We start from the raw sequence: 14596 nt of genomic DNA, 5'->3' as shown, positions 1-14596 counted from the left end.
TTTCTATTTATTTCATTATATGTTCATTTTCTCTTCAAAACAAAAAAGAATTCCCATACGAGAATTCTTTTTTACTATTAAACCTCTATTATTATAGGAAGAATCATCGGCTTTCGTTTTGTATTTGTATATATATACTTCCCTAATGCTTCTCTTACCTCCCTTTTCAAAATACCCCAGCTATTCACATTCTCTTTCTTTAAATTATTAATCGTAATAACAGCTAATTTATTTAATTCTCTTAGAAATTCTTCTGAATCACGGACATAGACAAATCCACGAGAAATAATATCTGGACCTGAAATTATTTCTCCATCCACTTTATTAAAAGTAATAACTATAACGAGCATTCCATCTTCTGAAAGTTGTTTACGATCACGTAATAATGCATTTCCAACATCTCCAATTCCTAATCCATCTACATATATATTTCCTGCCTGTATTCTTCTAGATTGAATTGCCACTTCATTACTTATATCTACAACATCTCCATTACGTACAATAAAGATATTTTCCTTTTCAATACCAATTGATTCTGCTAACAAACTATGGTGATGTAGCATTCTAAACTCTCCATGAATTGGAATAAAATATTTTGGCTTCATTAATGTAAGCATTAACTTCAACTCTTCTTGATATGCATGACCGGATACATGCACTCCAGTAGAACTACCTGATCCGTAAATCACCTTTGCTCCTAATGCAAATAAATTATCGATAATTCGAGAAACGTTACGTTCATTTCCTGGGATAGGGGTCGCGGCTATAATAACCGTATCTTCTGGTAAAATATCCACTTGCCTATAGTTTCCACTAGCTAAACGCGCTAAAGCTGCCATTGGTTCTCCTTGACTTCCTGTACAAAGTATTGCAACCTGCTTTGGATCTAAACGATTTACCTCATTTGCTTCAATCAACATACCTTCTGGAATATGTAAATAACCTTTCTCTAGAGCAACCTCTACTACATTTACCATACTTCTCCCTAGCAAAGCTAGTTTTCGATTTGTTTTTATACATGCTTCAACTATTTGCTGAACACGATTCACATTAGAAGCAAACGTAGAAATAATTACTTTTCTATTTGCTTTCATAAATATTTCCTCTATCCGTTCTCCTACTGACCTTTCTGATGGAGTAAAACCTGGGCGTTCTGCATTTGTGCTTTCAGATAATAAAGCTAGTACACCTTCACTTCCTATTTTAGCCATTTTATGAATATCAGGATGTTGATTATTTACTGGTGTTAAATCAAATTTAAAATCACCTGTATGTACTACAGTACCTTCTGGTGTATGAAAAACAATACCGAGACAATCCGGAATACTGTGGTTCGTTTTAAAAAAAGTTGCCTTAATAGAACCACAATCAATTTCTGATTCTGAATGAATAACGATTAATTCCGTATCATTTTGAAGATTGTGTTCCTTTAATTTAATTTCAATTAAACCTAACGTTAACTTTGTTGCATAGATTGGTACATTTAGTTGTTTTAAAAAATATGGTATTCCGCCAATATGGTCCTCATGCCCGTGCGTTACTATTAAACCGCGAATTTTTTCTTTATTTTCTTGCAAATATGTGACGTCTGGAATTATTAAATCAATCCCTAATAAACTTTCATCTGGAAATTTAGATCCACAATCAATGACGACAATATCATTTTCATATTGGATAGCATACATATTTTTTCCTATTTCATTTACTCCACCTAAAGCAACAATAGACAAGTTATTTTTTAATGCCTTCAAATTATAAATCCTCCCTTTCACAGTTATAGTTCGTGAAATAGTATGTAGACTTTATTATTTGTAATGGAAAAGGACTTCATACTATTTTATACATATAAAATTCACACACTACTCTTACACCTATATCCCAATAAGACAGCTTCTTCCTCAAAAAGCTCCCATTTTTTCATTGATTTTTTATAAAATCTATTATATATTAATTACAGGTTCAAATTACGAGTTCAAAAGAACTTGTAATCAGACCCTTTTGTTTAATGGGTTTTACATATTTTCATTAGGCAAATTCCGAGAAATCGTATGATAAAATTAAAAATGACGAGGAGAGGATCAGATGGAATTCGAATTTTTCTTTCAAATTGCACTTATTTTATTAAGTACAAAGCTTGCTGGTGATCTTAGTGTTAGATTAGGTCAACCTTCTGTACTAGGTAAATTAATTGTCGGTATCGTTATCGGTCCAGCTGTATTAGGTTGGATTGAAAATTCAGAGCTTCTAACTCAATTAAGTAATGTCGGGGTTATTCTCTTAATGTTTATGGCTGGACTTGAAACAGACTTAGAAGAATTAAACGCAAATCGTAATTCTTCTTTAGCAGTTGCACTCGGAGGTATCATTCTTCCATTCGTAGGTGGTTACGTTTCCGGCCTTATTATGGGAATGGAACAAGGAAACGCTGTATTCTTAGGATTACTTTTATGTGCGACAAGTGTTAGTATTTCCGTTCAAACACTTCGCGATTTAGGAAAGATGAAAACACGTGAAAGTACAACTATGCTAGGCGCAGCTGTATTTGATGACATTCTTGTCGTTATTTTATTAGCATTTGCAATGAGCTTCTTAGGTACTGATGATGTTAACTTAACAATGGTTATCTTGAAGAAAGTAGTATTCTTCGCTTCTATTATTTTAATCGGATGGAAAGGTGTTCCTGCGATTATGCGCTGGTTATCACCACTACGCGTATCTGAGTCTATCGTGAGCGCGGCCCTTATCATCTGTTTCTCATTCGCATATTTCGGCGAATTATTAGGAATTGCTGGTATTATCGGTGCTTTCGCTGCTGGTATTGCAATTTCTCAAACAAACTACAAACATGAAGTAGAAAAGAAAGTAGAACCAATTGCTTACGCTATGTTCGTTCCCGTATTCTTCGTTAGTATCGGTATGAATATTACATTTGACGGTATCGGCAATCAAATTTGGTTCATCTTAGCATTAACTGTTATCGCTGTATTAACGAAATTAATCGGCTGTGGATTCGGTGCACGAATGACTGGATTTGACGCTAAGTCTTCTGCAATTATCGGTGCTGGAATGGTTTCTCGTGGTGAAGTTGCACTTATCATCGCAGGAACAGGACTTTCTTCAGGTCTATTGGCACAAGATTACTTTACAGCAATCGTTATTGTCGTTATTTTAACTACAATGATTACACCACCAATGTTAAAATACACTTTTGGTGCAAAAGATAAAGCAATGAAAGCAAGTAAATAAATTTACTATAATAAAAGGAGATTGCTATTTTATAAGATAGCAATCTCCTTTTTGTTTTATCTTTAAACAATCCCGTTCTTTTTTAACCATTTTTCAAAAATAATTCGTGCTTCATCATCATTAATATCATTACTAAATGAATACACCTTAATACCATAATCATCTATATATTCACCCAATTTCATTTCCTCCACTTTCTTATAAAAATCGTCTGCCTCATAGTGCGGAATATGAGCATCCCAAACTGGTTCATTTATTCTTTTGTACGCCGTCACTTCTAAATCATATCCGTCTTCATAATATCCGATGTGATAATGTTTGTTAGGATCATATTTCTCCATTAAAAGTCCCCTCCTACTAAACAAGAGCGAGCCTTATATTACAGCTCGCTCCTCTCTCTATTTATTAAATACGCTCCATCGCTGTCTTCAACGTTCCAACAACGAAAGCAATCTCTTCACTTGAAATAACAAGAGGCGGCGCTAATGTTAAAACGTTATTATATCCTGCTGTTGTCATACCGTTTCGTCCTATAATTAAGCCCTTTTCTTTACAAGCATTTACAACACTTGCTATTTTATCATTATCAATTGGCTCTTTCGTCTCTTTATCATTTACTAATTCAATCCCAACTAATAGACCTTTTCCTCTAATATTCCCAACAAGTGGATGTTCCCCAATTTCATCTTTTAGTTGCTCTAATAAAAGGGAACCCATTTGTGCAGATCGCTCAATTAAATTTTCATTTTCCATAATCTCTAAATTTTTAAGTGCTAATGCACAAGCTGCTGGATTTCCACCAAATGTATTAATATGGCGGAAAAATTCATATTCTCCTTTACCTTTAAAAGCCTCATATATTTCTTTTTTCACAGCTGTTGCAGATAATGGTAAATATGCGCTCGTAATACCTTTTGCCATTGTAATAATATCTGGCTTCACATCATAATTCATAAATCCGAATGCTTTTCCTGTACGTCCAAAACCGCAAATCACTTCATCACTAATAAGCAAGGCACCGTGTTTTTGACACGTCTCATGAACAGCTTTCATATAGTCTTGTGGTGGCATTAATATGCCCCCGCCTGTAATAATAGGTTCCATAATAAACGCAGCAATTGTTTCACTTAATTCCCACGTCATAACACGATCGACTTCTTTCACACATTCTACATCATAAATATGCTGCCCTTCAATTTCAGGCATACGGTAACAATCCGGTGGTGTTACATGTAAAAAACCTGAAGCAAACGGCTCATATTGATATCTACGCTGCGCTTGTCCCGTCGCTGCCATTGTCGCCATTGTATTCCCGTGATACCCACGGTAACGTGACATAAATTTATAACGATGTGGTTCACCTTTTTGAGCATAGTATTGTCTTGCTATTTTAAAAGCTGTTTCGTTCGCTTCTGAACCACTATTTGAGAAGAAAATAACATACTCTCCCCCAAGCCACTCATTTAACTTTTCAGCAAGCTTTATAGCTGGCTCATGGGATTGTGACATTGGAAAGTATGATAATGTTTGTAATTGCTTATAAGCCGCTTCTGCGAGCTCTTTTCTTCCATATCCACTATTCACACACCAAAGGCCACTCATACCATCTAAATATCTTTTTCCTTGTATATCTTCAACCCAGCACCCTTCAGCTTTTGCCCCTACCATTGTACTATTTGGACTAAAGGGACGCATTCCGTGCCAAACATATTGCTCATCTTTTGCTAATAATTCATCAGTTTGCTTCGTTTTCATCATTACTTCCACCTTCCATAACAACTTATTTTTCACAAAAGCTGCGCTGGTGCCATGATGACTTAAATTTCTCCCTGCTATTTTCATTCCACAAAATTAAGACAAATCCTACTTACAAATCAGTAATATTTACAAGAAAATGACAAAAGAAAAAAGAGCTTTTCTTATCTATCGAAAAGCTCCTCTTTTATTTAATGTGAAGACGCATCGCTAATGCCATGACCAGTATTAGATTTCACTAGAATTTCATCAAATTTCGCTTCATCTTCTTTCTTACTAGATAAAACCGTTCCTAAATATGCTGCAAGAAATCCGAGTGGAATTGAAATAATTCCTGGTGTCGTATATGGGAATAACGCTTCCCCAACAAAAATAGCTTTTCCAGCTACAGGGTTCCAAACATTCGGACTCAACGCTACGAGAACAATTGCTGATACGAGACCTACAATCATACCCGAAATAGCACCCGTTGTATTAAAACGCTTCCAATATATTGTAAATAAAATTACTGGTAGATTTGCACTCGCTGCAACTGCAAATGCTAATGATACTAAAAATGCTACGTTTAATGTTTGGGCAAATAATGCAAGTATGATAGATAGTATCGCTACTCCAATAGATGCATAACGAGCCATGGATACTTGCTCTTTTTCCGTTGATTTTCCTTTACGAATGATTTCATTATAAAAATCATGAGCGAATGCTGATGCTGCTGTTAATACAAGACCTGCCACTACAGCCAAAATCGTTGCAAAAGCAATTGCTGATACGAAAGCAAATAAGAAGTCTCCACCTAACGCTTTGGCTAATAAAGGTGCCGCCATATTACCAGCTGGGTTCGCTTTAATAATCGCTTCATTTCCTACAAACGCTGCCGCACCAAATCCTAAGAAAATCGTCATAATATAAAATGCACCAATTAACCACGTCGCATATACGACAGATTGACGTGCAGTTTTTGCATCACGTACTGTAAAAAAGCGGACAAGTATATGTGGTAATCCAGCTGTACCAAGTACTAGTCCTAAATTTAAAGACAGTGTATCAAGACCATCCTTATACTTTACACCTGGATTTAAAAATGAATCTTTTAAAGGGGTAGCTGTTTTCATTTGAGCGAACATTTCAGTCACGCTGAAGTTGAATTTTGCGAAAACGATAACAGAAATAATAAACGTACCAGCCATAAGTAATACAGCCTTTACAATTTGTACCCAGCTCGTTGCTGTCATACCACCAAAAATAACATACACCGTCATAAGTGTTCCAACGATTAATACAGATGTCGTATATTCAATCCCTAATAATAACTTAATAAGTGCACCCGCGCCAACTAATTGTGCAATCATATAAAAGATAGAAATCGTCATCGTATTAAGAGCTGCAACTCCGCGAACTTTTTTCGCATCAAAGCGTGCTGCAATCATATCCGCCAAAGTGTACTTTCCTAAATTTCTAAGCGGTTCTGCAACAAGATATAGTACAACTAAATAAGCAACTAAAAAACCGATACTATAAAAGAATCCATCAAACCCAGTTAATGCGATTGCTCCAGCTATACCGAGAAATGAAGCAGCAGACATGTAATCTCCAGCAATGGCCAGACCATTTTGCCAACCAGTTAATCCCCCTCCAGCCGTATAAAATTCACTCGCATTTTTCGTTTTTTTCGATGCAAAATAGGTTATGACGAGCGTACCAAGAACAATAATTAAAAATAGTGCAAATGCAGTAGTATTCAAGTTCAGCCCCTCCCTTTTTGCATATCTTGCAGAATTTTCCGGGAGATTTCATCAAATGATTCTGCTTTTTTGCTATAAATCATACATAGTGCCCATGTCATGATAAATTGGGAAAAAGCAAATACCCACGCCCATGTAACGTCTCCAAATGCAGGTGTATTAAGTACCTTTGAATACGATGTTAAAATAGGTAATGCGATAAAAAAACTAAAAAAGAAAATACTCATTGGAATGATAAACTTCTTTTTCGTATTTAATAACAATTGAAATTCTTCCGACTGAACGACCTCTGTATAATTCACCTCATTTTGCAACTTACGTGCTGACGTATCGTCTCGTTTCATTAACCGATCCCCTCTCTTACTTGAAATACACTTCCCCCTTGCATAACCGAAGACTAAATTTTATAAATATTCAGAAACTTACATTCATTTTAGACAATCCATGCATTCATGCAAAGATTTTTTGATAGACATTTTTCGGCAATTTCCCCTAAATTTTTAATATACTTTTTCAAAATAAAGTGACACTTTACTTATTTATCCTCATTAAGACAAAAGCAGTGCTTAACGCACTACTTTTGTCTTTTTTTCCTTTTCTAAATTACGAGCCGTTTCGCTTAGCTCAACATCTTTTCCGTCTTTAAGTGTTCCAAATATAAAATCGAATACTGGATTTGAAACACCAAACCAAAACTTTTCATTTTTATAATGGTGTAATATATGTTGTTTTTTTAGCCATCTTCCAAACTTAGTGACGGGACGAATCGGTCTATGAGCAATATAATGTTTCCATTCGTAAACGAGCAGCATAATAATCATTCCGATTCCAAATGAAAGTGTAATAGTAACACTTTTTGTAATACCATATGCTATAAGTAAATATATAGTAAAACTAGGTATACTAAACCATACAGGTAAAAACAAAAGTTTTAAATCATCTGGATATACGTGGTGATCATAATGCAATCTTCTTAACATTTTTAATAGAAATGTGTTTTTAGGTGGCTTTATATGGAATAAAAAACGATGTGTCATATATTCATTAAGTGTATAGAAAACAATCCCAAACATACATGCTAACATGCCAAACCACGTAAAAAATTGCATTTTTAAAATAATAATGAAAACAAATAGAATGCTATACATAATAACGATATCATGTTGTAAAAAGAACTCTTTCCCCACTTTCTTCATCTTGTTTCCCCCTTTTCCCAAAAAACAGCCGCAACATATCGTTACGACTATTTCTTTTCTATTCTTATTCTATTCACTTTACAAATTTGCCTGCTGTTCTATTGTCGAGAAAAAATTGTTTGGTCCAAATATATTTTGCTTCGGAATAATATGTTCCACTGCAAACACTGTTACTTCTCCTCTTTGCACTTCTCCAATAATGAGCCCAAATATTTCATGATTTACTGCAAACGTCGGTTGCTTTGTTTGTAACAATCTTGCAGCATTATGAAATACCGCTTCATATAGTGGATTTCTATCAGTAATTTCTTTTCGGATTTTTGGCGCTAACGTAATTATAATTTCTTTTCCGTCAATAGTGGTTCGATACATAAAAATCTCCCCTTCAATCTTATGTGAACAACTGTAAAGCTTTGTATGCAAAATGTATAGAGTAACCTACTAAAATAATACCTGCTCCGGCTGTTATGTAGCCAAGCGCTTTTGGTTTTAATAAAGTTCTTCCAAAATGTACAGAAAAAGCAATATTTAAATTCCATAAAATAATACCAACAATAATGCAAAGACTGTACAAAAAAGCTTCTTGTTTCGTTACCTTCGTAAGTAATGAGCTAAGTGTACTTCCGTATATACCAAACCAAAAAACAAGATTTAATGGATTGGATATCGCAATTAAAAATCCTGCCATAAACGATTGCTTAAGGCCACCTACCTCTTCTTTTTTATATTCCATATTCGAGTCGAAAATTCCTTGTTTTACACTTTGAAATCCTAAATAAAATAACAAGAAAAAACCCGTGCAATACATGAAGGCTTGTACATATGTATACATAAACACAGAAGATAAACCGAAATAAATGAGAAGCATAAATAAAACATCTGCAGTCATTCCACCAATTCCAACAACCCAAGCGTGCCAAAACCCACGTTCAATTCCTCGTTTTAACATTTCAATATTAATCGGCCCTACTGGCGCAGCTAATGATATACCTAATACGATTTGCTGTATAATTGCTCCAAACATCGCTCTATCCTTTCTACTCTCTTTACTACTAGTTAATGATGTAATTTGAAAAAATAGACTAGCTTTCATAATAAAATACCCTTTTTTATCCAAAATATACAAAAGAGCCATCTAGGTGATGGCTCTTACTTTTCTATCCTATGAAGAAAAGGACATTTCCCTTTTATTGGCTCTACATCGTCTCCTATGAAATATTGTTTCCATTCACGATGCTCCGGGTCACCATAATGACTAATGTTAGGATGTTTCGGCAATTGATCCCACTTTTCAACTCGCTCACGGACCATTTGTCTTGAATATGCTCCTTTAGGACGATCTCCCTCTAATCCATCAAAAATAGTGCGTGGCTGAAACCCAATAACGAGAGAATTCCCTAAATGTCTAGTTTTTCGTTGTTTATAAGCTGGCGCATTTCCAAATGCGAATATTGGCTCACCACCAAATGAAAATTCCCATAAATAATGGTCTGGATCTTCAGGAATTTGCTTTGGCCATGCTTGATTATCGTTTTCATGTAAATACTGTAACACTTTCCAAAAGGAATCACGGTAATATTCGAGTGGCTGTTCTTCACATTCCGGTTCTACAAAAAGGAAAAAGCCCCTTCTTACAATCGGCCTCTCTTTCATTAACTCTAAAAAAGATAACATTGTATGTGGCAAATGACTCCAATCATTATGAGAAAGAAATGAATAACGAAGTTCATTCTTTTTCAAAGCTGTTAAACCGAAATAACATGGAAAAGTTGGTTCTAACACAACATTTGAAAAAATCTCAAATTCTTTTGCAACCCAATCCGGTATGTCGGTTCTCGTTCTCATTCCTTCATTATCTAATAAGTAAGACTTATTCATTCTTTCACCTCATTATGTATAGCATTCAATTAAGAATATTACATACTCGGCCTGTCCTATACCTATTTAAAAATTTGACTGAAAAATTATTTAAAAATACAAAAAAATAAAATCGCTTACTTGACTAAATTCTCCCAATTCGTGTATATTTAAATTAATCATTTAGCAGAATATTCAAGAATATAGCATTTTTAGTTTATATTATTTTTTAAAATGAATTTCACTAAATGAAAATAGTAAACGCTTTTAGGAGGAATTGTAACATGCAAGGAAAAGTAAAATGGTTTAACAACGAAAAAGGTTTTGGATTTATCGAAATGGAAGGCGCTGACGATGTATTCGTACATTTCTCTGCTATTCAAGGCGACGGCTACAAAGCTTTAGAAGAAGGTCAAGAAGTATCTTTCGACATTACTGAAGGTAACCGCGGACCTCAAGCTGCTAACGTAGTAAAACTTTAATCCAACATATAACAGGAGGTTACCTTACTTGGTAACCTCCTTTGTTATTCCTTTGTATATTTCCGTTTTACAGAGCAAAAACTATGTGAAATGCGCACTATACAAAGGAGGAATTATTAATGGGATCAGAAGTAAATGATTTTGAAGAAGTGAAATTCCGTGTAGAAACAGCACAAAAAATGGTAGGATCAGCAACAATTTCAATGGATCCAGATACATTAGAGCATGCTACTACTGCTGTAGAAGCAGCTCGCTCTCAGCTTGAAATTATGAAATCTGTTGCGACTGATTTAGATGAACCATTTTTAATGAATGAGGAAAAGAAATTAAATAAATGTGAGCATCAACTAAACGAAGCAAGACACTAAAAAACATCCAGAGAATTTTCTCTGGATGTTTTTCATGACAACTGGTCCCCATACTTTTTCAATGTTTCTCCAACTGTACATTGCCTTATACAAAATGAATGAGCGTAATACTTACTATTTGTCTTTCGATTATGTTCTCGCAAAAAACATCCTTCACAATACGTTTCTAATAAGTCATTTACCTCTGTAATGAGTTGCTTTTTATCCACCTTTGCACCTCTCTATTCAGTTATTTCTTTATGACTATCAATAACTGTTCCTTCCAATGCTTGCGTAGCTAATTGATGTGCTTCTTTATTTTGTTTTCTAGATATCGGCTCACATATAAGTTTTAATTTCATTTGCTTCGCCTTTTGTTCAATTTGATCTAAATAATGATTTAAATGTTCATCATAACAAGGCCATTCTCCGGCTAATTGCTGCAGTACCACTTGTGAGTCTCCGCGAAGTGTAACTGCTTCATACTTAATCCCTAGTTCCTCGAGTATATTCATACCGTATAATAATGATGCATATTCCGCTTCATTATTATCATATATACCTTCTATATATGCATTGCGGCGAATGCGGTAGTTTGTATTTCCTTTTTTATAATACACACATATACCAACCCCAGCTTCTTTCGTTTGCACATCATACCCACCATCAAAATAAACGAGTATTTCTTGGGGCTCTTCCTCTACTTGCTTACTTAACTTTTTCATCTCTTTTAATGACCATTCTGCGTCCATTTCATCATAAAATGAAAATTCTTTTACTCTTCCTGTTTTCTCAAAATCCTCTGCAAATTGAAGTACTTCTTCTATACTCATATACTCTGTTGTTAATTCCGTCTGCAACCCGCGCTTCGTTTTATACAACCAATGAATTTTATATTTCATACTACATTCCCCTTATATAAGACTTCTTATATGTAGCCAGCTAATGAAAGCCTCACTTTATTTTATTATATTTTATCTAGAGTCACAGCATAATATTCAATATGATTACATACAAAAAGAGCTATCCCATAGGAATAGCTCTTTCATCTATTACATAAATCTTTCAAATTGTACTCGCTTATTAATCCAGTACATTACAGGCATACCGATCGCCATTACTACGAATTCACCTGCTGCACATGTTAACCAAGTCCACATAAATGGTAGATCAAATGCAAGATGAAGTTCAATTGCAATCATAAACATTGTAATCGTAAAGATAACTGTATTAAAAATCATACGAGCCCAAACACCTTTAATAAACCGCATAGAAATAATCGTTGCAACTAATGCAAGAATAGATTGACCTACTCCAAATACTAAATCATAAGCGATCATAGGTGAGAAAAAGAGATTCGTTAAAAATACACCTAATACAATTCCGTAAATTGCTTTCTTGTTAAATACAACGAGATGATTAAACATCTCTGAAATACGAAACTGTACATTCGTAAAGCCAAATGGCTGAATAAGCATAGAAACAGCAATATATAATGCCGCTAAAATACCATTACCGACTAAAGTTCTAATATTCATGACAAAATCTCCTTAGTTTTTTTACGTGGGATGGTTTCGAACCACGTTATTCGTTTTTTAAGCAACAAGATTATATTTTACGTGGTAGCCCCTCTTTCGTCAATAGATTCCTATCGTGAACTACCTTTTTTCTTTTAGACAACGTATAATAAAACATATGAAAGATTTAGGAGGTTTCACTTCATGACAGCAACAATTCAAAATGAAAAAGTGATCGTTTCCATTTCTGACAAAGGTGCAGAATTACAGAGCGTTCGCTTAAAAGAAGACAACATAGAATATTTATGGCAAGGTGATTCTACTTATTGGGGACGCCGTGCACCAATTTTGTTCCCAATTGTCGGTCGATTAGTAGATAATACATACTACGTAGACGGTAAACCATATTCATTAACACAACACGGTTTCGCCCGTGATCTTACTTTCTCTGTGAAAGAACAAAGCGAAACAAAGATCACTTATACCGTTACTAGTAATGAAGAAACATTAAAAAAATACCCATACGAATTCGAATTACTCGTTTCTTATGAGCTAGATGGACAAAGTGTTCATGTAACATATGAAGTAAACAATCCTACTTCAAAAGAGATGTTCTTCTCAATTGGAGCACACCCTGGATTCAACTTCCCTTTATTGGACGGTGAATCATTTACAGATTATCACTTATCGTTTAATGGTTTGGAACGCTTAGAAACAAGCGTATTAGAAGGACCTTATCTTTCAAACAAAAAGCAATTAATCGCTGAAAATACGACTGAATTGCCACTTACATATGATTTATTCAAAAATGATGCGCTTATTTTTGAACATATGAATACGAATGAAATTTCGATTCGTTCTCATAAACATAATAAATTTGTAAAAGTAGAATTTGATGGATTTCCCTTTGTCGGCGTATGGACACCAGGGAATAACGCACCTTTCTTATGTATTGAACCTTGGTATGGAATCGCTGATGAAGTAAATCCAGCAAAAGATTTCAAGGACAAAAAGGGAATTCAATCTTTACAAGCGAATGAAACATTTACATGTCGTTACAGCATCACAATCGGATAACTACTCTATCCCCTACTTCAAAAAAATATTTAAGTAGGGGATAATCTTATAATTTGGAGGTTTCTCATTTTGATTGAAGTATATATTGATGGTGCATCAAAAGGAAATCCTGGTCCTTCTGGTGCAGGAGTATTTATTAAAGGCGTTCATCCGCCTGTACAATTATCAGTACCACTTGGAACAATGTCCAATCATGAAGCAGAATACCGCGCTTTACTTCTAGCATTAAAATATTGCATTGAGCATAATTATAGCACTGTCTCTTTTCGTACAGATTCGCAGCTTGTTGAGCGGGCTGTTGAAAAGGAATACGCAAAAAATACAATATTTGCACCTCTTTTAGATGAAGCACTACAGTACATAAAAAACTTCGATCTCTTTTTTATTAAGTGGATTCCAAGTAGTCAAAATAAAGTAGCTGATGAATTAGCTAGAAAAGCTATCTTACAAAATTAACGGGGGTATGAGTGTGAAAAAAGAGTGGATTGCTCCTCTTGCTTTATTATTTGTCTCTTTTATTTGGGGAGCTACGTTTGTTGTCGTTCAAAACGCTATGTCTTTCGTTGGTCCATTTACGTTTAATGGTATTCGCTTTTTATTCGCTGGAATTATTTTATTATTCGTTCAAATTATTTTTTCACAGAAAACTTCAAAACAAGAATTAAAACATAGTAGTTTAGCTGGATTAATGGTTGGGTTCTTCTTATTTGTTGGCTATTTATTACAAACATTTGGCTTACTTTATACAACTTCTTCAAAAGCAGGTTTCTTAACTGGGCTAAGCATTGTTATGGTCCCAATCTTATCATTTATCTTTTTAAAACAAAAAGCCACCATTTTCATCGTACTTGGTATTGCTGTAGCTACAACAGGTTTGTACTTATTAACAGCTGCTGATTCTTTCCAATTAAATATAGGAGATATACTTGTTCTTGGTTGTGCAGTCGCTTTCGCTGCCCATATTCTTATTAACGGCTTCTTTTCTAAAAAAATATCACCTTTATTATTAAGCACATCTCAAGTATTAGCTGTTGGTATATTTTCTTCTATTTGCGCTTTTTTGTTTGAAGATTGGGAAAAGTTATTTTCAATATCACTATGGACGAATCAATCCTTTTTATTCGCACTCTTTCTAACTGCCCTGTTTGCAACATCTATTGCTTTTTTCATTCAAACATCGGCACAAAAACACACTTCTCCAACGAGGGTAGCAATTATTTTCGCAATGGAGCCCGTTTTTGCTGCATTAACAGGCGTTCTCGTTGCAAATGAACAACTTTCTATTTCTGCTATTATCGGATGTCTATGTATTTTTCTAGGCATGATTTTTGTTGAATTACCTTCCAAAACAAAAAAAGAAGCGCAGGCTGCGTGAAG

The 14596-nt window shown here is 34.6% G+C and carries 18 protein-coding genes and 1 riboswitch; of the genes, 6 read left to right on the top strand and 12 right to left on the bottom strand.

Going from position 1 to position 14596, the window contains the following annotated elements; all coding sequences use genetic code 11:
- Positions 1 to 77 precede the first annotated feature (77 nt).
- On the bottom strand, positions 78 to 1751 hold the full coding sequence (locus tag DN404_RS21220) for a ribonuclease J (protein ID WP_000645618.1): 1674 nt from the start codon (positions 1749 to 1751) through the stop codon (positions 78 to 80).
- Positions 1752 to 2082: 331 nt separating this feature from the next.
- Here DN404_RS21220 and DN404_RS21215 point away from each other — a divergent pair, with 331 nt between their 5' ends.
- Positions 2083 to 3246 carry a cation:proton antiporter gene (locus DN404_RS21215; RefSeq protein ID WP_000393889.1) on the top strand — a complete coding sequence of 388 codons (1164 nt, stop codon included), beginning with the start codon at positions 2083 to 2085 and terminating at the stop codon, positions 3244 to 3246.
- A gap of 62 nt (positions 3247 to 3308) precedes the next feature.
- On the opposite strand, the gene DN404_RS21210 is transcribed toward DN404_RS21215, so the two are convergent.
- The 8 genes from DN404_RS21210 to DN404_RS21175 all read right to left on the bottom strand — a co-directional run bounded on the left by DN404_RS21210 (position 3309) and on the right by DN404_RS21175 (position 9817).
- Positions 3309 to 3587, bottom strand: coding sequence for a DUF3986 family protein (locus tag DN404_RS21210; RefSeq protein ID WP_149215427.1), 279 nt, complete (start codon positions 3585 to 3587; stop codon positions 3309 to 3311).
- Positions 3588 to 3651: 64 nt separating this feature from the next.
- Positions 3652 to 5001, bottom strand: a complete 1350-nt coding sequence (locus tag DN404_RS21205; protein WP_000850962.1) for an aspartate aminotransferase family protein — start codon at positions 4999 to 5001, stop codon at positions 3652 to 3654.
- A 191-nt stretch (positions 5002 to 5192) separates the two neighbouring features.
- On the bottom strand, positions 5193 to 6743 hold the full coding sequence (locus DN404_RS21200) for a solute symporter family protein (protein ID WP_001098240.1): 1551 nt from the start codon (positions 6741 to 6743) through the stop codon (positions 5193 to 5195).
- A gap of 2 nt (positions 6744 to 6745) precedes the next feature.
- Positions 6746 to 7087: a DUF485 domain-containing protein gene (locus DN404_RS21195; RefSeq protein WP_000817366.1), complete on the bottom strand. Its 342-nt coding sequence runs from the start codon at positions 7085 to 7087 to the stop codon at positions 6746 to 6748.
- A 222-nt stretch (positions 7088 to 7309) separates the two neighbouring features.
- On the bottom strand, positions 7310 to 7939 hold the full coding sequence (locus DN404_RS21190; RefSeq protein WP_000755401.1) for a sterol desaturase family protein: 630 nt from the start codon (positions 7937 to 7939) through the stop codon (positions 7310 to 7312).
- A 78-nt stretch (positions 7940 to 8017) separates the two neighbouring features.
- A complete protein-coding gene (locus DN404_RS21185; protein WP_000286361.1) occupies positions 8018 to 8311 on the bottom strand; it encodes a hypothetical protein in 294 nt (97 codons plus the stop codon).
- Between the two features lie 19 nt (positions 8312 to 8330).
- On the bottom strand, positions 8331 to 9074 hold the full coding sequence (locus tag DN404_RS21180; protein ID WP_001196841.1) for a LysE family transporter: 744 nt from the start codon (positions 9072 to 9074) through the stop codon (positions 8331 to 8333).
- Between the two features lie 14 nt (positions 9075 to 9088).
- Positions 9089 to 9817, bottom strand: coding sequence for a YqcI/YcgG family protein (locus DN404_RS21175; RefSeq protein WP_001043767.1), 729 nt, complete (start codon positions 9815 to 9817; stop codon positions 9089 to 9091).
- Positions 9818 to 10080: 263 nt separating this feature from the next.
- Here DN404_RS21175 and cspB point away from each other — a divergent pair, with 263 nt between their 5' ends.
- Both cspB and DN404_RS21165 read left to right on the top strand, forming a co-directional pair.
- Positions 10081 to 10278, top strand: a complete 198-nt coding sequence (gene cspB, locus DN404_RS21170; RefSeq protein WP_001161731.1) for a cold shock-like protein CspB — start codon at positions 10081 to 10083, stop codon at positions 10276 to 10278.
- Between the two features lie 119 nt (positions 10279 to 10397).
- On the top strand, positions 10398 to 10646 hold the full coding sequence (locus tag DN404_RS21165; protein ID WP_000534392.1) for a DUF2564 family protein: 249 nt from the start codon (positions 10398 to 10400) through the stop codon (positions 10644 to 10646).
- A gap of 32 nt (positions 10647 to 10678) precedes the next feature.
- Here DN404_RS21165 and DN404_RS21160 read toward each other — a convergent pair whose 3' ends face one another.
- The 3 genes from DN404_RS21160 to DN404_RS21150 form a co-directional block, all read right to left on the bottom strand.
- The gene (locus DN404_RS21160) at positions 10679 to 10855 is read right to left on the bottom strand and encodes a zinc-finger domain-containing protein (RefSeq protein WP_002023738.1); all 177 of its coding nucleotides are present in this window, start codon (positions 10853 to 10855) and stop codon (positions 10679 to 10681) included.
- A 12-nt stretch (positions 10856 to 10867) separates the two neighbouring features.
- Positions 10868 to 11527, bottom strand: a complete 660-nt coding sequence (locus DN404_RS21155; RefSeq protein ID WP_000875557.1) for a ribonuclease H family protein — start codon at positions 11525 to 11527, stop codon at positions 10868 to 10870.
- A 150-nt stretch (positions 11528 to 11677) separates the two neighbouring features.
- Positions 11678 to 12163, bottom strand: coding sequence for a QueT transporter family protein (locus DN404_RS21150; protein WP_001026471.1), 486 nt, complete (start codon positions 12161 to 12163; stop codon positions 11678 to 11680).
- Positions 12164 to 12169: 6 nt separating this feature from the next.
- Positions 12170 to 12214, bottom strand: a riboswitch (PreQ1 riboswitch).
- 132 nt (positions 12215 to 12346) lie between these two features.
- Between DN404_RS21150 and DN404_RS21145 the strand changes: the two genes are divergently transcribed.
- From DN404_RS21145 to DN404_RS21135, 3 genes are all read left to right on the top strand, one after another.
- Positions 12347 to 13219 carry an aldose 1-epimerase family protein gene (locus DN404_RS21145; RefSeq protein ID WP_061113376.1) on the top strand — a complete coding sequence of 291 codons (873 nt, stop codon included), beginning with the start codon at positions 12347 to 12349 and terminating at the stop codon, positions 13217 to 13219.
- A 69-nt stretch (positions 13220 to 13288) separates the two neighbouring features.
- Positions 13289 to 13675, top strand: a complete 387-nt coding sequence (locus tag DN404_RS21140; protein WP_149215426.1) for a reverse transcriptase-like protein — start codon at positions 13289 to 13291, stop codon at positions 13673 to 13675.
- A 13-nt stretch (positions 13676 to 13688) separates the two neighbouring features.
- The gene (locus tag DN404_RS21135) at positions 13689 to 14594 is read left to right on the top strand and encodes a DMT family transporter (protein ID WP_000712609.1); all 906 of its coding nucleotides are present in this window, start codon (positions 13689 to 13691) and stop codon (positions 14592 to 14594) included.
- The last annotated feature ends 2 nt before the right edge of the window (positions 14595 to 14596 follow it).

This window comes from Bacillus sp. TE8-1, from assembly GCF_008368855.1.
GTDB lineage: Bacteria > Bacillota > Bacilli > Bacillales > Bacillaceae_G > Bacillus_A > Bacillus_A cereus.
The sequence above is the reverse complement of the archived record's forward strand: the minus strand, read 5'-3'. Positions and strand labels throughout refer to the sequence as shown.